This is a genomic window from Rhodococcus yananensis, from assembly GCF_020515525.1.
GTDB lineage: Bacteria > Actinomycetota > Actinomycetes > Mycobacteriales > Mycobacteriaceae > Rhodococcus > Rhodococcus yananensis.
The window spans coordinates 31,410-48,716 of the sequence record NZ_JAIYEP010000009.1 but is presented as its reverse complement, the minus strand read 5'-3'; the positions used below and the strand labels follow the sequence as shown (position 1 = coordinate 48,716).

The 17,307-nt window shown below is 68.1% G+C and carries 19 protein-coding genes; 7 read left to right on the top strand and 12 right to left on the bottom strand.

The features are described from left to right. Positions 1-4: 4 nt before the first annotated feature. From LDQ05_RS03870 to LDQ05_RS03855, 4 genes are all read right to left on the bottom strand, one after another. Positions 5-2,170, bottom strand: coding sequence for a copper-translocating P-type ATPase (locus tag LDQ05_RS03870; protein ID WP_226435574.1), 2,166 nt, complete (start codon positions 2,168-2,170; stop codon positions 5-7). 52 nt (positions 2,171-2,222) lie between these two features. Continuing rightward, positions 2,223-2,888: a DUF305 domain-containing protein gene (locus tag LDQ05_RS03865; RefSeq protein ID WP_169647151.1), complete on the bottom strand. Its 666-nt coding sequence runs from the start codon at positions 2,886-2,888 to the stop codon at positions 2,223-2,225. Between the two features lie 86 nt (positions 2,889-2,974). Next, a complete protein-coding gene (locus LDQ05_RS03860) occupies positions 2,975-4,495 on the bottom strand; it encodes a multicopper oxidase family protein (protein WP_226435573.1) in 1,521 nt (506 codons plus the stop codon). Next, complete coding sequence (locus LDQ05_RS03855; protein WP_226435572.1) at positions 4,488-4,769, bottom strand: SHOCT domain-containing protein; 282 nt, start codon at positions 4,767-4,769, stop codon at positions 4,488-4,490. The genes LDQ05_RS03860 and LDQ05_RS03855 overlap by 8 nt, the downstream gene beginning before the upstream one ends. A 214-nt stretch (positions 4,770-4,983) precedes the next feature. Here LDQ05_RS03855 and LDQ05_RS03850 point away from each other — a divergent pair, with 214 nt between their 5' ends. Both LDQ05_RS03850 and LDQ05_RS03845 read left to right on the top strand, forming a co-directional pair. Further along, on the top strand, positions 4,984-5,691 hold the full coding sequence (locus LDQ05_RS03850) for a winged helix-turn-helix domain-containing protein (RefSeq protein WP_226435609.1): 708 nt from the start codon (positions 4,984-4,986) through the stop codon (positions 5,689-5,691). Positions 5,692-5,741: 50 nt separating this feature from the next. After that, the gene (locus LDQ05_RS03845; RefSeq protein ID WP_226435571.1) at positions 5,742-6,839 is read left to right on the top strand and encodes a sensor histidine kinase; all 1,098 of its coding nucleotides are present in this window, start codon (positions 5,742-5,744) and stop codon (positions 6,837-6,839) included. 132 nt (positions 6,840-6,971) lie between these two features. Here the strand turns inward: LDQ05_RS03845 and LDQ05_RS03840 are convergent, their stop codons facing one another. Genes LDQ05_RS03840 through LDQ05_RS03825 form a run of 4 tightly spaced genes read right to left on the bottom strand, consistent with a single transcriptional unit; the run spans position 6,972 to position 9,596 of the window. Further along, positions 6,972-7,406: an arsenate reductase ArsC gene (locus LDQ05_RS03840; protein ID WP_226435570.1), complete on the bottom strand. Its 435-nt coding sequence runs from the start codon at positions 7,404-7,406 to the stop codon at positions 6,972-6,974. A gap of 27 nt (positions 7,407-7,433) precedes the next feature. Further along, positions 7,434-8,084, bottom strand: a complete 651-nt coding sequence (locus LDQ05_RS03835; RefSeq protein WP_226435569.1) for an arsenate reductase/protein-tyrosine-phosphatase family protein — start codon at positions 8,082-8,084, stop codon at positions 7,434-7,436. 25 nt (positions 8,085-8,109) lie between these two features. Further along, complete coding sequence (gene arsB / locus LDQ05_RS03830) at positions 8,110-9,150, bottom strand: ACR3 family arsenite efflux transporter (protein WP_064063801.1); 1,041 nt, start codon at positions 9,148-9,150, stop codon at positions 8,110-8,112. A 32-nt stretch (positions 9,151-9,182) separates the two neighbouring features. Then, positions 9,183-9,596, bottom strand: coding sequence for an ArsR/SmtB family transcription factor (locus LDQ05_RS03825; protein ID WP_064063743.1), 414 nt, complete (start codon positions 9,594-9,596; stop codon positions 9,183-9,185). Between the two features lie 63 nt (positions 9,597-9,659). Here LDQ05_RS03825 and LDQ05_RS03820 point away from each other — a divergent pair, with 63 nt between their 5' ends. From LDQ05_RS03820 to LDQ05_RS03795, 5 genes are all read left to right on the top strand, one after another. After that, positions 9,660-10,082 carry an arsenate-mycothiol transferase ArsC gene (locus LDQ05_RS03820; protein ID WP_064063744.1) on the top strand — a complete coding sequence of 141 codons (423 nt, stop codon included), beginning with the start codon at positions 9,660-9,662 and terminating at the stop codon, positions 10,080-10,082. 58 nt (positions 10,083-10,140) lie between these two features. Then, positions 10,141-10,533, top strand: a complete 393-nt coding sequence (gene arsD / locus LDQ05_RS03815; RefSeq protein WP_064063745.1) for an arsenite efflux transporter metallochaperone ArsD — start codon at positions 10,141-10,143, stop codon at positions 10,531-10,533. Positions 10,534-10,590: 57 nt separating this feature from the next. After that, entirely contained in the window at positions 10,591-12,393 is a 1,803-nt protein-coding gene (arsA, locus tag LDQ05_RS03810; protein WP_226435568.1) for an arsenical pump-driving ATPase, read from the top strand. Between the two features lie 344 nt (positions 12,394-12,737). Continuing rightward, a complete protein-coding gene (locus LDQ05_RS19920; protein WP_372461029.1) occupies positions 12,738-13,394 on the top strand; it encodes a translation initiation factor IF-2 N-terminal domain-containing protein in 657 nt (218 codons plus the stop codon). Positions 13,395-13,444: 50 nt separating this feature from the next. Beyond that, positions 13,445-13,720: a hypothetical protein gene (locus LDQ05_RS03795; RefSeq protein WP_226435567.1), complete on the top strand. Its 276-nt coding sequence runs from the start codon at positions 13,445-13,447 to the stop codon at positions 13,718-13,720. Positions 13,721-13,907: 187 nt separating this feature from the next. On the opposite strand, the gene LDQ05_RS03790 is transcribed toward LDQ05_RS03795, so the two are convergent. From LDQ05_RS03790 to LDQ05_RS03775, 4 genes are read right to left on the bottom strand one after another with little or no spacing between them, the layout of a single operon-like run. Next, complete coding sequence (locus tag LDQ05_RS03790; RefSeq protein ID WP_226435566.1) at positions 13,908-14,255, bottom strand: DUF3703 domain-containing protein; 348 nt, start codon at positions 14,253-14,255, stop codon at positions 13,908-13,910. Then, the gene (gene lspA, locus LDQ05_RS03785; protein ID WP_226435565.1) at positions 14,252-14,749 is read right to left on the bottom strand and encodes a signal peptidase II; all 498 of its coding nucleotides are present in this window, start codon (positions 14,747-14,749) and stop codon (positions 14,252-14,254) included. Before lspA ends, LDQ05_RS03790 begins: the two co-directional genes overlap by 4 nt. Beyond that, the gene (locus tag LDQ05_RS03780; protein WP_226435564.1) at positions 14,746-16,704 is read right to left on the bottom strand and encodes a heavy metal translocating P-type ATPase; all 1,959 of its coding nucleotides are present in this window, start codon (positions 16,702-16,704) and stop codon (positions 14,746-14,748) included. Before LDQ05_RS03780 ends, lspA begins: the two co-directional genes overlap by 4 nt. Next, the gene (locus LDQ05_RS03775; RefSeq protein ID WP_169687515.1) at positions 16,701-17,066 is read right to left on the bottom strand and encodes an ArsR/SmtB family transcription factor; all 366 of its coding nucleotides are present in this window, start codon (positions 17,064-17,066) and stop codon (positions 16,701-16,703) included. The genes LDQ05_RS03780 and LDQ05_RS03775 overlap by 4 nt, the downstream gene beginning before the upstream one ends. Between the last annotated feature and the right edge of the window lie 241 nt (positions 17,067-17,307).

Here is a 17,307-nt window from a genome sequence, read left to right as displayed (position 1 = left end):
CGGTTCAGGTACGAGCCAGACGGGTGGGGTCGAGGTCGAGGCGGCGCAACAGTTGGGCGTTGAGCGCCACGACGATGGTCGAGACGGACATGAGGATCGCGGCGACCGCGGGGGAGATCGCAACCCCGGCGAAGGCCAGCACCCCGGCGGCCAGTGGCACGGCGATGACGTTGTAGCCGGTGGCCCACACCAGGTTCTGCCACATCTTGCGGTAGCTGGCATGCGAGAGTGCGATGATCGACAGCACCGCCCGCGGATCGTTCGCCGCCAGCACGACCCCGGCGGATTCGATGGCCACATCGGTGCCGGCACCGATCGCGACACCGACATCGGCGCGGGCCAATGCGGGGGCGTCGTTGACCCCGTCCCCGACCATCGCGACCGTGTGCCCGCGATTCTGTAGTTCGGTGACCTTGGCGTCCTTGTGCTCGGGCAGCACCTCGGCGAACACCTCGTCGATCCCGAGGTCGGCGGCCACCGCGTCGGCGACCTGCCGGGCGTCGCCGGTGATCATGGCGACCTTGACCCCACGGGCGTGCAGGGCATCGATGGCCTGACGCGATTCCTCGCGCACGGCGTCTTCGAGCGCGACCGCGCCAAGCACCCGGTCCCCTTCGGCGACGTGCAGCACCGACGCTCCGCGCGCCACCCACTGCTGGGCCGCGGCGGTGACGTCGGCGGGCACCGACAACCGCAGATCGGCCAGCATCGCCGGGCCGCCGACAGTGATTTCGGCGCCGTCGACAAGCGCACGCACCCCGCGGCCGGGCAGCGACCGGAAATCGGTGGCGGCGATCCGCTCGCCTGCCGGGACACGCGTCTCGGCGGCGGCGACGATAGCCCGCGCCACGGGGTGCTCACTGTCGGCTTCGACCGCCGCCGCCAGCGCCAGCAAATGCTCGTCGGTGACCTGATGGGCGGCGGCGACGCCGGTGACCTGATGCCGGCCCTGGGTCAAGGTGCCGGTCTTGTCGAACAGGACCACGTCGACGGTGCGCATGCGTTCGAGCGCGAGCCGGTCTTTGACCAGCACCCCGGATCTGGCGGCGCGTTCGGTGGAAATCGCGATCACCAGCGGGATCGCCAACCCGAGAGCGTGGGGGCAGGCGATGACGAGCACGGTGACAGTGCGGACCACCGCTTCGTCGACGCTACCGACGAGCAGCGTCCAGACCCCGAAGGTGAGGATGCCGGCGAGGGTGGCGAAGTAGAACAGGAACGCCGCGGCCTTGTCCGCCAGCGCCTGGGCCCGGGACGAGGAGGCCTGGGCGTCGGCGACCATCCGCTGGATACCGGCCAAGGCAGTGTTCTCGCCGACCGCGGTGATCCGCACCCGCAGCGCGCTGTCGGTCGCGACGGTCCCGGCGACCACCGTGTCGCCCACCTGCCGGGTCACGGCCTTGGATTCGCCGGTGATCATCGATTCGTCGACCTCGGCACGGCCGTCGGTGACAGTGCCGTCGGCGGGCACCCGCGCCCCGGCACGCACCAGCACCAGATCCCCGAGCGCCAGATCCGACAAGGGCACGTCGGCGGTGCCGGTCTCGGTGATCTTCTCGGCCGTGTCCGGCAGCATCGCGGCGAGCGCGTCGAGGGCACCCGACGCCGAGCCCAGGGCCCGCATTTCGAGCCAATGCCCGAGCAGCATGATCACGATCAGCAGCGCCAGTTCCCACCAGAAGTCCAGATCGAATCCGCCGAGACCCAAGGTGGTGACCCAGGACGCGAGGAACGCGACGCTGATCGCCATGGCGATCAGCAGCATCATCCCGGGCCGGCGGGAGCGGAGTTCGGCCCAGCCGCCGGTGAGGAACGGCATGCCGCCGTAGACGAAGATCACCGTGCCCAGCACCGGGGGAATCCACATGGCGCCGGGGAAGTCCGGCATGGTGTAGCCGAGCAGGTCGGCGACCATGTGGCTGAAGAACACCACCGGTATCGCCAGCACCAGCGACACCCAGAACCGGCGGCGGAACATCTCCCCGTGTGCCCCGTGCCCGGCATGCCGATCGCGCCCGGTGTGCTCACCCGGCCCGACGTGGGCGAGGTGCTCGCCGTGCCCGGCGTGCGCATCATGCTCGTCGGGTGGCGGGCTCTGAACCTCGGCGCCGTCATTGTGTCCGGCGGGCGACGGGTCCGGGTGGGGGTGTCCGTGCTGCGGGTGCGACATCGAAAGCCTCCTGGGATGGCGAACGGGCCGAGAGGAACCGGGCGGCGCCCGGTTACAGGGTGGTCAGCAGCTGCCGCATGGTCTCGATCTCCTGCTGCTGCGTGTCGACGATGGTGCGGGCCATCTCCACCGCGTCGGGGAACTGTCCGTCCTCGATCTCGGTCTGCGCCATGTCGACCGCGCCTTCATGGTGGGCGATCATCTGCTCGAGGAACAGGCGAGCGGCGTCGGCGCCCTGCGCCTCGGACAGCGCCTGCATGTCCTCCTCGCTCATCATCCCCTCCATCTCCATCCCCTCCATACCGTCCATGCCCTCGTCCATGTCCATGCCGGGCATGTCGTTGTTGCCGGTCTCGGGCATCTCGGTGGGCTCGCCCCACTGCTCGAGCCAGGACTCGAGCTGCGCGATCTCCGGGCCCTGAGCGGCCTTGATCTGCTCGGCCAGGGCGGTCACGTCCGCGGGAATGTCCTGCTTGGCCAGCAGCATGTCGCTCATCTCGATGGCCTGACTGTGGTGCGGCAGCATCATCTGCGCGAACATCACATCGGCGTCGTTGTGCGCCGCGGCCTCGTCTGCGGCGGACGTGGTGGCCGAGGTCGTGGCGGGCGCGGTCGCGACGGTGGTGTCGGTGTCGGTCCCGGTGTCGCTGCACGCAGCCGCGGCGAACACCACCGCCAGGGCGGTGGCGCCGACGGCGAGAATCTTCGTGTTGTTCATGGGATGTGGTCCTTTCTCGAAACGGTCACTAGGACAGGAACAGTGAGAACCGGCACCGACCGGGAACGGCCCGTCCGGTGCGGCCACTAGGCCAGATAGGACACGGTGGTCATCATTCCCGCTTCCTGGTGATACGCGTTGTGGCAGTGCAGCGCCCACTGGCCCGGATTGTCGGCGTCGAATTCGATCTCGACGGTGCGCATCGGCCCGATCGTGACGGTGTCCTTGCGCAGGCCGGTGTCGGTGAGCGCGAAGGTGTGTCCGTGCAGGTGCATCGGATGGAACATGTCCGACATGTTGCGCATCCGCATCCGCACCCGCTGCCCTTCGGCCACGTTCAACGGCGGGATGTCGGGGTGGGCGCGGCCGTTGAGGGTCCACCGGTACGGCGACATGGTCCCGCCCATATCCACGCTGTGAAACACATCGTGCTCCTGCTCGGCCAGGCGCACATACTCGCGGGGCGTCAGGTCGGTGCCGAGCAGCACCCGCCGCTCCAACTCGTCCGGCCGCGATTGTGCGGGCAGCTCGCCGGCCGCGGTGCGCACCAGGGCCTGCCCGTGCCCGGTCTTGCCCTCGGCCTGCGCGAACAACGGGAACACGCCGTCGCCGAGGGTGACGAGCACATCGACACGCTCGCCCATGCCGAGCAGCAGCACGTCGGTGTCCTGCGGCACGACCGGGAAGCCGTCGCTGTGGGTCACGGTCATCCGGTGCCCACCGAGCGCGACGCGGAACGCAGTGTCGGCGCCTGCGTTGATGAACCGGATCCGCGCCCGCTGTCCGGGCGTGGCGGTGAACACGATCGGGTCTTCCGGGACCCGGCCGCCGACGAGGAAGTGCGGGTAGGTCACGTCTCCGGCGCCGCCGAGCAGCGGGGAGAGCATGGTCTCCTCACCCGTGTCCATGCCGTCCATGTCCATGGCGCCGTGGTCCATGCCGCCCATCCCGCCGTCGCCACTGTCACCGGTGGCGGCGCCGATGCCGAGGTCGCGGGCCACATCGTCGGGGGTGCGGCCGGTGCCGTCGAGCCAGTCGTCGAGCACCACGATCCACTCGTGGTCGTAGTTGCCGGGCTCATTCGGATCGTCGATGACCAGGGCGCCGTAGAGGCCGCGGTCGAGCTGCAGTCCGGAGTGCGAGTGGTAGAAGTAGGTGCCGGGATCCGGGACCGTGAACTCGTAGGCGAACCGCGCCCCGGCGGCGATGGGGTCCTGGGTCAGCCCGGGCACCCCGTCCATGTCGTTGCTCAACGCCAGCCCGTGCCAGTGCACGCTCGTCTGCGCCGGCAGCTGGTTGGCGACCTCCACCCGCAGCAGATCCCCGGCGCGGGCCCGGATCAGCGGACCCGGCAGAGTGTCGTCGTACCCCCAGGTCGAGACGATACGTCCGCCCAGGTCCACCTCGACCGGACGCGGCGTCAACCGGGCCGTGACCACCTGCTGGCCGCCCGGACTGCGGCGCACCTGCTCGACACGGCGCACCAGAGTCGACGAGGGCTGCACGGGGGCGCCGGTCGGCGAGCCCGATCCGGAGCAGGCCGCCAGGACTCCGGCGCCGGCGAGCAGCGAGCCGAGCACGAAAGCCCGGCGGGTCACGCTAGCCACGGCCCTGCTCCTGCCTGAAGTCGGGCGTGCCGGTGGTCTGTGTCAGCACCTGTCGTCGGGCCACGAATTCGTCGGAGTCGATGTCGCCGCGGGCGAACCGTGCCTCGAGCAGCCGCAGCGGATCGAACTCCTCGGTGGTGCGACCCGGCCCGTTCGCACGGTCGGTGCGGAACATCATGGCCACCAGGTAGATCACCACCGCCCAGAACGCGAACATGCACACGGCCATGACGATCCATCCGGTCCAGGCCAGCTCACCTGCCCAGCCCATCATGGTCGCCTCCTTTCCCCGGTTCGTGCCTCCAGCCTGACGCGTGTACCCCCCGATTCCTGTGGAGGTCGTATGAAGATTTGCTCAAGAAGCCCCGCCGCAGCGTCGACACCAGAAATGGCTGGTGATGATGGACGCCATGGACTCCTCTCACTCGCAGCCCACCGCGACCAGCGACCCGGCGGCGCCGCCGCGGCCACCGACGGGGTTGCGGGCGATGGTCGTCGAGGACGAGGCACCGTTGGCGAAGCTGATCGGCTCGTATCTCGAACGCGACGGGTTCGAGACCGCGATCACCGGTGACGGCGCCGGCGCCGTCACCCTCGCCCGGCAGGTCGATCCCGACGTCGTGGTCCTCGATCTCGGCCTGCCAGGACTGGACGGTGTCGAGGTGTGCCGGCAACTGCGCACCTTCTCCGACGCCTACGTGGTGATGCTCACCGCCCGCACCGAAGAAATCGACACCCTCATCGGGCTCTCCGTCGGCGCGGACGACTACATGAGCAAACCGTTCAGCCCCCGCGAATTGATGGCCCGCATCCAGGCCATGCTGCGCCGTCCCCGCGCCGGAATCGCCGCACCGAGGCCGGCCGACTCCACCACCACCACCGCCGCTGATCTGATTCATCGTGTCGGTGACCTGACCCTCGACGTCGACGGCCGTGAGGTCACCGTCGACGGGCGGCCGGTGGCGTTGACCCGCACCGAATTCGATATCCTTGCCGCGCTGGCACGCGATCCCGGCGTGGTGCTCACCCGCGCCCAGCTGATCGAGGCAGTGTGGGGGCCGAGCTGGGCCGGCGACGCGCATCTGGTCGACGTGCACGTCGGTCATCTGCGCCGCAAACTCGGCGACGACGCGACCCGCGGCCGCTATGTGCGCACCGTGCGCGGGGTCGGCTACAAGATGGGCGCCGGACAATGAGTTCCCGGCGACTCCATCGCAGTCGAGATTCAGCTGCGTCACCCCAGCAAATGCTGGCCGGCTCGAGTTTCGGCACCCGCCTGTTCCTGGCCCTGACCGTGGTGGTGATCGGCTGCGCCTCCAGCGCCTGGCTCGTCGCCTCCGCCCTCGCCCCGGGCATCTTCCACGACCACCTCGGCCAGGCCGGCATCGACCACAACTCCAACCAGGCCGCCCACGTCGAAGAGGCCTTCGCCTGGGCAATCGTCCTGGCCTGGGGACTGGCGGTCGCCATCGCGGTGCTGCTGGCGTTGGCGGTGAGCTGGTACATCACCCGCCGTGTCCAACGCTCGCTGACCGCGGTGACCACCTCGACCGCCCGGATCGCCGGCGGCCACTACGACACCCGCGTACCCAGCCCCGGTCTCGGCCGCGAATTCGACGAACTCGCCGTCACCGTCAACGAACTCGCCCGCCGCCTCGACGCCACCGAGGCCACCCGCCGCCGGATGCTCGCCGACCTCGGCCACGAGATGCGCACCCCGATTGCGACCCTCGACTCCTATCTCGAAGCCCTCGACGACGGCGTCCGCACCTTCGACGACGACACCCGACAAGTGTTGCGCGATGCCACCCACCGGCTGGGGCGTCTCGCCCAGGACATCACCGCGGTCTCGCGCGCCGAAGAACACCTCACCCGCATCCGGCCGGTGCCCATCACCACCGGCGTCTTGGTCACCGCCGCGGTCGATGCGGTGCGCGAACGGTACGAGAACAAAGGCGTCGAATTGCACAGCCGTCTCGACGACTCCCTGATCGTATCGGTCGACCCCGACCGGCTCGGCCAGGTCCTGGGCAATCTGCTCGACAACTCCCTGCGCCACACCCCCAACGGGGGCACCGTCACCAGCAGACGAGCGAACCGCGATCGGGTGGAGATCACGGTGGCCGACACCGGCGAGGGCATTGCTCCCGAGCACCTCGACCACCTCTTCGACCGGTTCTACCGCGCCGATACCGCCCGTGATCGCCGACACGGCGGCAGCGGTATCGGCCTGACCATCACCCGTGCCCTCGTCGAAGCCCACCACGGGCGCATCCGAGCACACAGTGACGGGCCGGGCCGTGGGGCACGCTTTACGATCGAACTGCCCGTCATTGCAGTCTGACCTCGGAGCCTGCTTCGGTGTTGCCGTATCCGGCACATCTCAATCCGTGGACTCACGACCTCCGAGCGCGGACCCTCGACTCGAGGGACTGAACGCCTCCGTCATGTTTGTTGTCATCGGCGCCCACCCCTGTCAGGCGTGGGCGCCGTCGGGAACGAGCTCGGCGATCAGCGCCTCCACCTTGACTTTGATCTCGTCGCGGATCGGACGCACCGCCTCGACCCCTCGACCGGCTGGATCCTCGAGCACCCAATCCCGATACGAGGTGCCCGGAAACACCGGGCACGTGTCGCCGCACCCCATCGTGATCACCACATCGGAGGCCTGCACCGCATCGACGGTGAGAATCTTCGGGTTCTGCGCGGAAATGTCGATACCCACCTCGGCCATCGCCTCGACGGCGGCCGGGTTGACCTGCTCGGCCGGAGCAGAGCCTGCGGAGCGGACCTCGACCCGGTCGCCGACCAGCGCAGTGAGGAACCCCGCGGCCATCTGGGAACGGCCCGCGTTGTGCACACACACGAACAACACCGAGGGTGTGCGGTCGGTCGAGGAATCAGTGGTCATGAAAACAGACGTCCTTTCGAAGCGAATTCAGGCAGAAACGGTGTCGAGTTCCGCCAGCAAAGCCCGCACGCGAGTGTCGATATCGTCGCGGATGGTGCGCACCGTGCCCAGCGACTCGTCGTCCGGATCGATCAACGACCAGTCGAGGTAGCGCTTACCCGGATACACCGCGCACGCATCACCGCACCCCATGGTGATCACCACATCGGCGGCTGCCACCACATCGTCGGTCAGGGGTTTGGGATATTCGGCACCGAGATCGAGCCCGATCTCGGCCATCGCCTCGACCACGACAGGATGAATCGCCGCCGCAGGAGCCGATCCGGCGGAGCGCACGTGCACCCGCCCGGCGCCGTGATGGGCCAGCAGTGCCGCGGCCATCTGCGAGCGTCCGCTGTTGCGCACGCACACGAACAGCACCTCCGGCACATCCTTCGGCACGGCGCCCTCGGCCTGCGCCAGAGCCGTGAGGCGTTCGCCCGCGAAGCGGGTGGCCAGCGAGGGCAGGTGAGTGTGGATCTTGGCGGTGCGCCGCAGCGCCGCATACGACTCGAACACCATCCGCTCGACGGTCTGCGCCGAGAACACCCCGGCATACTTCTCGGCGAGATGTTCGGCGCTGCGGTGCAGCACCGCCTGAGGCATCAGTAGTTCCGGCTGAGCAGCGTGCTGGGACATCGACATCTCCTGACGTGGGCGGTCCTTACGACACAGCGGGGGCAGACGAACGGGTGAAACGCTTCCGCAGAGCAAGCGAGACGTAGATCAGAGCAACAAGAACGGGCACCTCGATGAGCGGGCCCACCACCCCGGCCAACGCCTGACCGGAGGTGACCCCGAAGGTGCCGATCGCGACGGCGATGGCGAGCTCGAAGTTGTTTCCGGCGGCGGTGAACGCGAGCGTGGTGGTGCGCTCGTAACCGAGCCCGACCGCCGCACCGAACAGGAACCCGCCGCCCCACATGAGGATGAAGTACGCGAGCAGCGGCAACGCAATCCGCACCACGTCCCACGGCTGCGAGGTGATCTGCTCGCCCTGCAGCGCGAACAGGATCACGATCGTGAACAGCAGCCCGTAGAGCGCCCACGGACCGATCTTCGGCAGGAACGTCTCCTCGTACCACTCGCGGCCCTTGGCCTTCTCGCCGAAATGGCGGGTCAAGAAACCGGCGACGAGCGGGATACCGAGGAAGATCAGCACCGACTTGGCGATCTGCCACGGCGAGACATCGAGGGTGGTCTGTTCGAGACCGAGCCAGCCGGGCAGGACCGACAGGTAGAACCAGCCGAGCACCGCGAACATGATCACCTGGAACATCGAGTTGATCGCAACCAGTACGGCGGCGGCTTCGCGGTCGCCGCAGGCGAGGTCGTTCCAGATGATGACCATCGCGATGCAGCGAGCCAGGCCGACGATGATCAGGCCGGTGCGATACTCGGGCAGGTCGGGCAGCAGCAGCCAGGCGAGGGCGAACATCAATGCCGGGCCGAGCACCCAGTTGAGGATCAGCGAGGAGATCAGCAGCTTGCGATCGCCCGTGACGGTGTCGAGGCGGTCGTAGCGCACCTTCGCGAGCACCGGGTACATCATGATCAACAGACCGAGGGCGATCGGCAGGGAGATGTTGTCGATCTCGATGACGCTCAGTGCGTCGCCGAGCCCAGGTATGAGGCGGCCGAGCAGCAGACCGGCGACCATGGCGATGCCGATCCACACGGCCAGGAACCGGTCGAGGACCGACATCTTGCCGGCGACGGACCGGTGTTCGGTGGTGGTCACGAGACGATCTCCTGAAGGGCTTCGGTCGGGGCGCAGGTGCAGGTGCAGGCCGACCCTGGCAACACCCCGGATTCGGTGGCGAGCACCGCGGAGAGTTGCTCGAGGGCGGCGGGGATCACCCGGTAGTACACCCAGGTGCCGCGGCGCTCACAGTCGAGCAGTCCGGCTTCGCGCAGCACCTTGAGGTGATGTGAGATGGTCGGTTGCGACAGGTCGAAGGCGGGGCTGATGTCGCACACACAGCTCTCCCCGCCCTGGTGGCTGGCGATCATGCTGAGCATGCGCAGCCGCACCGGATCACCGAGCGCTTTGAACATGCGGGCCAGATCGCCGGCCCAATCGGAGGTGAGAGGCTCCCGTGCGAGCGGTGGGCAGCACGGCTCGGTCTCACTCGACAGCTGATTCGACATGCGTCTATATTGACTGTCATCAATTCAGTAGTCAATCCGAGAACCTCGGGAAGGACCACTCTCGTGCCCACTGCTTCGGTGCTGTTCGTGTGTGTCAAGAACGGCGGCAAATCCCAGATGGCTGCCGCCCTCATGCGTAAGACCACAGGCGACCGGATCGCTGTCCATTCCGCCGGCACCACGCCCGGATCGTCGCTGAACGCACTGTCGATGCAGGTCCTCGGCGAGGTCGGCGCCCCCATCGCAGGTGAGTATCCCAAGCCGATCGACCCGCAGCTCCTCACCGAAGTCGACCTGGTGGTCACCCTCGGCGGCGAAGCCCGCGTCGATGCGCCCACCGGGGTACGCGTGGAGAACTGGGACACCGATGAGCCGTCCGAGCGCGGCATCGACGGCATCGAGCGGATGCGCCTGGTGCGCGATGACATCGCCGTCCGCGTCGAGGAGCTCGCTACCCGGCTGCTTTCCGACGCCGACGCCCGATAACCGAGTTCGTCCCGGAAACTCTGTTCGCCCTCGAGCACTGAAGGAATACCTGATACCTATGAGCACCATCGCAGTCTTCGAACCGGCCCTGTGCTGCAACACCGGCGTGTGCGGCGAGGACCTCGACCAGAACCTGGTCACCTTCACCGCCGACATGGCCGCGCTGACCGAGCAGGGCGCCGCCATCACCCGCCACAACCTGGCCAACGACCCGCTCGCGTTCGCCCACAACGAGACCGTCAAGAAATTCCTCGAACTCGCCGGATCGGACGGGCTGCCGCTCGTGCTCGTCGACGACGTCACCGTCGCTACCGGGCGCTACCCGACCCGCACCGAGCTCGCCACCTGGGCCGGCCTCGAGGTACCCGCGCCGCCGTCCGGGGTGACGATGCTCGGGCTCGCCGACGACAGCGACTCCTGCTGCACCCCGGGCGAGTCCACCTGCTGCTGACCATGTAGATCCGTATCCCGCCCGCCGATACCCGTCCGACGAGGAGTACCTGTTTTCATGGCTGCCGCCGACCTCACGTTCCTGACCGACCCGCCCCGGTTCGTGTTCTTCACCGGTAAAGGTGGGGTCGGTAAGACCTCCATCGCGTGCGCGTCGGCGGTGCGCCTGGCCCGGGCCGGAAAGAAGGTGCTGCTCGTCTCGACCGACCCCGCCTCCAATGTCGGGCAGGTCTTCGGTCTGAGCATCGGCAACACGATCACCGAGGTCCCCGCGGTGCCGGGGCTCTGCGCGCTCGAGATCGACCCCGAGGAGGCCGCCGCCGCCTACCGCGAACGGATCGTCGGCCCTGTCCGCGGACTGCTCCCGGAGGCGGAGATCGCCTCGATCACCGAACAGCTGTCCGGCTCGTGCACCACCGAAGTCGCCTCGTTCGACGAATTCACCTCGCTGCTTACCGATCCCGACGGCCGGGTCGCCGGGTTCGATCACGTGCTGTTCGACACCGCCCCCACCGGCCATACCATCCGGCTGCTGCAACTGCCCGGTAACTGGACCGAATTCCTCGACCACGGCAAAGGCGACGCGTCCTGCCTCGGACCGCTGGCCGGGCTCGACAAGCAGAAAGCCATGTACGCCGGCGCGGTCGAGGCGTTGTCAGACCCCGGCCGCACCCGCCTGGTGCTCGTGGCACGCGCGAACCGCGCCGCTCTGGCCGAGATCGCCCGCACCCACAGCGAACTCGCCGCGATCGGCATGACGAGACAGCATGTGGTCGTCAACGGCGTGCTGCCCGACCCGGCCGACGACACCGACCCGCTGGCTACCGCCGTGTACCAGCGTGAACAGGCCGCACTGGCGGGTCGCGGCGCCGCGATCGCCGCGCTGCCCACCGATCTGGTGGAACTCAAGCCGGTCAACATGGTCGGCCTCGACGCTTTGAGCACCCTGTTCGACACCACCACCACCACCACGGCAATGACCACCGGGACCGATCCGGGGCTTGCCGCGGTCGCCGAGGCCCCGTTAGCGGATCTGGTCGATGCGATCGAGGCCGACGGGCCCGGACTGGTGATGTGCATGGGCAAAGGCGGGGTCGGCAAAACCACTGTTGCCGCCGCGATCGCGGTGGCCCTGGCCTGCCGTGGCCACGATGTGCATCTGACCACCACCGACCCCGCCGCGCATCTGACCGAGACTCTCGCCGGGGAGCTCGATCACCTCGAGGTGTCCCGCATCGACCCTCATGAGGCGAGCGAGACCTACCGAGACCAGGTGCTGGCTACCAAGGGCGCCGGGCTCGATGAGGCCGGCCGCGCCACTCTCGCCGAGGACCTGCTCTCCCCGTGCACCGAGGAGGTCGCGGTGTTCCAGGCCTTTTCGAAGGTGATTCACGAATCACGCCGCAAGTTCGTCGTCGTCGATACCGCCCCCACCGGGCATACCCTGCTGTTGCTCGATGCGACCGGGTCGTATCACCGGGAGATCGCCCGGCAGATGGGCGATGGCGGGCGCTTCACCACCCCGCTGATGCGGCTGCAGGACCCCGCGCAGACCAAGATCGTGCTGGTCACTCTTGCCGAGACCACCCCGGTGCTCGAGGCGGCCGGTTTGCAGGATGATTTGCGGCGCGCCGGTATCGCACCGTGGGCGTGGGTGGTCAACAATTCCCTGGCCGCGGCGGCGCCCACCGCGCCGCTGCTGCGGTTGCGAGCGGTCGCCGAATTCGAGCAGATCGACACGGTCCGGGACGAACTCACCGATCGGTACGCGGTGATTCCGCTGGCCACCGCCGAGCCTGTCGGGATCGCCGCTTTGGAATCGCTCACCGTCTCGCAGGTGGAGCTGTCACCAGTGCAGTAGCCGCATTGGCCGAGTGAGCGTTCCTCTCTCGTACAACAAGAACGTGCACACCTCGACCGTGTGGACTGTGGTGGGGACGTGTTTCCGACGTGGCGATCACACCACCTCGGTGGTCTTTCGTGCGTCGGTTGACAACCGTCGCGTTTTTCCGCACAATCTCAAGTGGTCGTACTCGTGCGCCCAAAATCAAATCACCCCAGGTTCACCTGGGGTATTTTTATGCCCTGATCAGCGAAGAAGCCGTCAGTGTTCAGATCGCACTCTCCGTCACCTGACGCAGTGTCACACTTCTACCGGGCTCATTCGAGCCGACACGGCTCTTCTCGCCAGGTGAGGATGCACTCGTGACAGGTATCCGAGTACACGAACTAGCCAAAGAACTCGACGTTCCGAGCAAGGAACTACTTCATCGGCTCAAGGCACGAGGCGAATTCGTGAAGTCGGCATCGTCGATGCTGGACGCATCTCTAGCCCAGCAGGTGAGGGACTCCTTCACCCGGACGCCTGGGCGCCCGCTCACGACTCTGGACCCAATCACAGAGCCGCAGCCATCTGCGACTGCGCCCGCCCTGCCCCGACCGCGTCGCTTGACGTCCGCCGATGCACTTCCGCAACTCCTCACTGTCGCGGAAGCAGCGGAGGCCCTGAGGATACGACCGGCCACCATCCGCAAGTGGGCCTCGCGCGGATACCTACAGAGAATCGGCAGTCGTGGGCGAGCGGCGCTGTACGACCGAGACGAACTTTGGCAGGTCAAACACCTGACCCGCAGCAGGACAAATAGGCCCCCTCTGTCGGGTCCGGTGCTGTACCTGCCGAAGAAGTACCACAACCGGTTGATCACTACTGCCGAAGCCGCCCGACTCCTCGACGTCGCCCCCTCCACTATTCGTAGCTGGGTGACGCGCGGGCACCTCACACCGGCAGGACGACACCGCGGCCATCTGTTCGCAGTCGGAGACGTGCTCGACACAGCCCAGAAGCACATCGACCGCAGCTGACCCCGCAGGAACTCCCGTAACACCCAGCGTGTCCGGCACCCGACTTCGCTTTGGCGAACGGAGCACCGGATTTCTCGGCGTCGCCGACGGCGCCCCCGAACTCCGCAGCGGAAACCTCCGCTGCGGTCAATGCCCAGGACTCTCTGGGCACCACCCCAGAAGCGGAGGTGGCGTCGATGCTCGCAACTGTCGCGGAACATCTGTTCGCTCCCGCTCTGCTCCTTGCACTCGGCCGCGGCCTGGTGTGGGTACTGCCCCTGGTGTCGGACAAAGCGAATGAACGCGCCGTCCGACTTGCCAAGGCGCAGCGCAAGCAGAGCAAGTAGCGAAAACGCACCCAAAACTTCTGGGGGAGAAGTCTGCCCAAAATTGGTCGCAAAACCCCAGTTCGTGACGCGTATGGCGCTCTCGCGGGCATTCCGAACTCCTCACCGAGCACGCCTTTTCAGCGTGCCGGGACCACTGGATCCGCCGCTCTCCGTGGAGGGCCGGCCGTGGTGCAGCGCAGCATATTCAGATGGCACGGGCGATGGTCTGCGCCAGGTCCTCAGGGATGGGCATCGGCGTCATGAGCCCGGCGCGGGCACGGCCGGTGTTGCTCTCGGGATAGCGGCCCAGCGCGGATCCGGGAGCGGCGACGATGATTCGCACCACCTGGCCGAGGGCCTCGCGGCGGTCACGTTGGCGCAGGGCAAGGCCGAGCATGGCGATGTGGTTGCGGGTGTGCGGCCACGGATAGGGCTGGGACAGGATGTGCGCGCGCTCGAGGTGCGCCCACCGCTCGGTGCCCATGGACGTGGTGCGGGCGGCTGTCATCTCGGCGGTATAGGCGGCGCGGAGGGCGGTGGGCATCGCGGTCATGGCGCGGACTCCTTGGCTTCAGTGCGAGCATCGACGAACAAGGACACGAGCAGCAGAGCGACACCGCACGTGAGGAAGGTGTCGGCGAGGTTGAAGGTGGGGAACCAGCCGGTGTGCAGATAGTCGGTGACCCTCCCGTCGAGGGTGCGGTCGACGACGTTGGCGGCGGCGCCGGCGAAAAGCGCCGCGAGCCCCACGACGGTGAGCCAACTACTGGCAGGGGCGGTCCGCCAGGCATATACCGCGATCGCGGCGGTGATCAGTCCGGTCACTGTGAGCAACACCGGGCTCGGCACGTGATCCCCCATGCTGAACGCCACCCCGGTGTTGTAGGCCAGCCGCAGTTGCAGTACTTCGAGGTCGATGCTGCGGCCCCCGGCCAGGGCCTGCCGGGCGAGGGGATCGACGACCAACGCGACCGCGAGCAACCCGGCGACAACAACGAGCAGCAGGCGCCGCGACCGCCGCGCTCTCGAGATCGCTGTGCCGGTCATGCGCTGGCCGCCGACGCCGACATCGGTGCGGGCGTGCCCGGCGACGAGTCGGCGAGGGCGCGGGCACGGCCGGCGCGGACCCCGTTGGCGATCACGATGATCTCGGCGACCTCGTGAACCAGGACGACAGCGGTCAACCCGAGCACCCCGAACAGCGCCAGCGGCATCAGGACGGTGATGATCGCCAGCGAGAGGCCGACGTTCTGCAACATGATCGTCCGTGACCGCCGGGCATGCTGCAGGGCTTGCGGCAGGTGCCGCAGGTCCTCACCCATCAAAGCGACGTCGGCGGTCTCGATGGCCACGTCGGTGCCCATCGCGCCCATCGCGATACCCAGGTCGGCGGTCGCCAAGGCGGGGGCGTCGTTGACGCCGTCGCCGACCATCGCCGTCGGCCGCGTCTTGCGGAGGGTGTGCACGATGCGGGCCTTGTCCTCCGGACGCAGGTCCGCGTGCACCTCGTCGATACCGACGTCGGCGGCCAACGCGCGTGCGGTGCGCTCGTTGTCGCCGGTGAGCATCGCCACGGTGTAACCGTCGCGGCGTAGCCCAGCAACCACGTCGCGGGCCTCGGGGCGCAGTTCGTCGCGCACCGAGATCGCCCCGATCAGGGTGCCGCCGCGTTCGATGAGCACCGCGGTGGCTCCGGCGTGCTGCATCCGCTCGATATCGGCGGCGAGGGGGCCGGGGTCGATCCACCCCGGCCGGCCCAGACGGGCGGGGGTGCCGTCGAGGTGTCCGGTCAGTCCGGCGCCGGGGACCGCATCGACGTCCTCGGCTGGTGTGTAGTCGTCGACGGCGGCGAGGATCGCTGTGGCGAGGGGGTGTTCGCTGCGGGCCTCGAGTGCGGCGGCGACGTTCATGACGTCGGCGCGGGTGGCGTCGCCGGTGGTGGCGACGTCGATGACCTCGGGTCGGTTGCGGGTCAGGGTGCCGGTCTTGTCCAGCGCGACGGTGCGGATACGGCCCAACGCTTCGAGGGCGGCCCCGCCCTTGACCAGGACACCGAGCTTGGAGGCGGCGCCGATCGCGGCGACCACGGTCACCGGGATCGCGATGGCCAGCGCACACGGGGACGCGGCAACCAGCACCACCAGGGCGCGTTCGATCCACACCAGCGGATCACCGAACACGCTGCCGATCGCGGCAATCAGCGCCGCGGCGACCATCACCCCCGGGACCAGGGGTGTGGCGATCTTGTCGGCCAGACGTTGGGCCTCGCCCTTGCGGGACTGCTCGGCCTCGACGATCTTCACGATCTTGGCCAGCGAGTTGTCCTCCGCCCGGGCGGTGACCTCGACCTCGAGCACTCCGGTGCCGTTGATCGAGCCGGCGAACACCTCGGCGCCCGGTCCGGCCTCGACCGGGACCGATTCCCCCGTGATTGCGGAGGTGTCCAGGGCGGTGCGCCCGGTGCGGATGGTGCCGTCGGTGGCGAGCCGCTCCCCGGGTTTGACGATCATGATCTCCCCGAGCACCAACTCCGCTGGGGGAACGGTCTGTTCGCGGCCACCGCGCAGGACGGTGGCGGTGTCCGGGACCAGATTCAGCAGGGCGCGCAGGCCGCGGCGGGTGCGGGCGACCGCGTACTCTTCGAGACCCTCGCTGATGGCGAACAGGAAGGCGAGCATCGCGGCTTCGCCGACCTCGCCGAGCAACACGGCGCCGACTGCGGCGATCGTCATCAAGGTGCCGACCCCGATCTTGCCGCGGGCCAGACGCATCAATGTGGCGGGGACGAAGGTGTAGCCGGCGACGATCAGCGCCACCGCTTCGAGGCCCGTTCCGAGAGCATCGGGCCCACCGGTCACGTGGACGGTCAGGGCTGCGATCAGCAGGAGGCCCGCGATGGCGGCGGCTCGGATCTCGGTGACCTGCCACCACTTGTCGGGCTCGTGGTCGTCCTCGCCCTCGGGGCGGGGTTCGTCGGGGCCGCAGCCGCACGCGTCACTCATGGCTTTTCTCCGGTGTCGCTGCCGTAGTTGGGGCACAGCGCGACGGCGTTGCCGGTGGCGGCGAGCAGGGTTTCGGCCGAGGCGAGCAGGTCGAGCAATTCCGGTCGGGTCAGCGAGTAGAACACCTGCCGGCCCTGCGGGCGGCCTTGCACCAGGCCGCAGTCCCGCAGGCATGCCACGTGCGCCGACACTGTCGATTGCGCCAATCCCAGCTCGCCGACCAGGTCCGCTACTCGGGATTCCCCGGCGGCGAGGCGGCGCACGATGGCCAGGCGGGTGCCGTCGGAGAGACTGTGGAACAACGCTGCTGCAGAGTCGAGACTTTCACCGAAGCAGGTCGTCGCTCGCTCATTCATCGTCATAAAACGATGATATTGAGGAAACATGATTAATCAAGCGGAGGGAGCGGGACAACGCGCGTTCTACTCCGCCAGTGCGGACTCCGACAACGGTCGCGAATGATGACGGCTGGCGGATTCTCGGACCGGCTCGTCACGACTCAAGGGACGTTCACAGACTGGCCGGCTGGCTCCCAGCCTGGAACGGCCAACGGGTCGCATGCCAGTTCTGCCTCGCGGGAGGATCGCCTTGCTCAGACTGTCC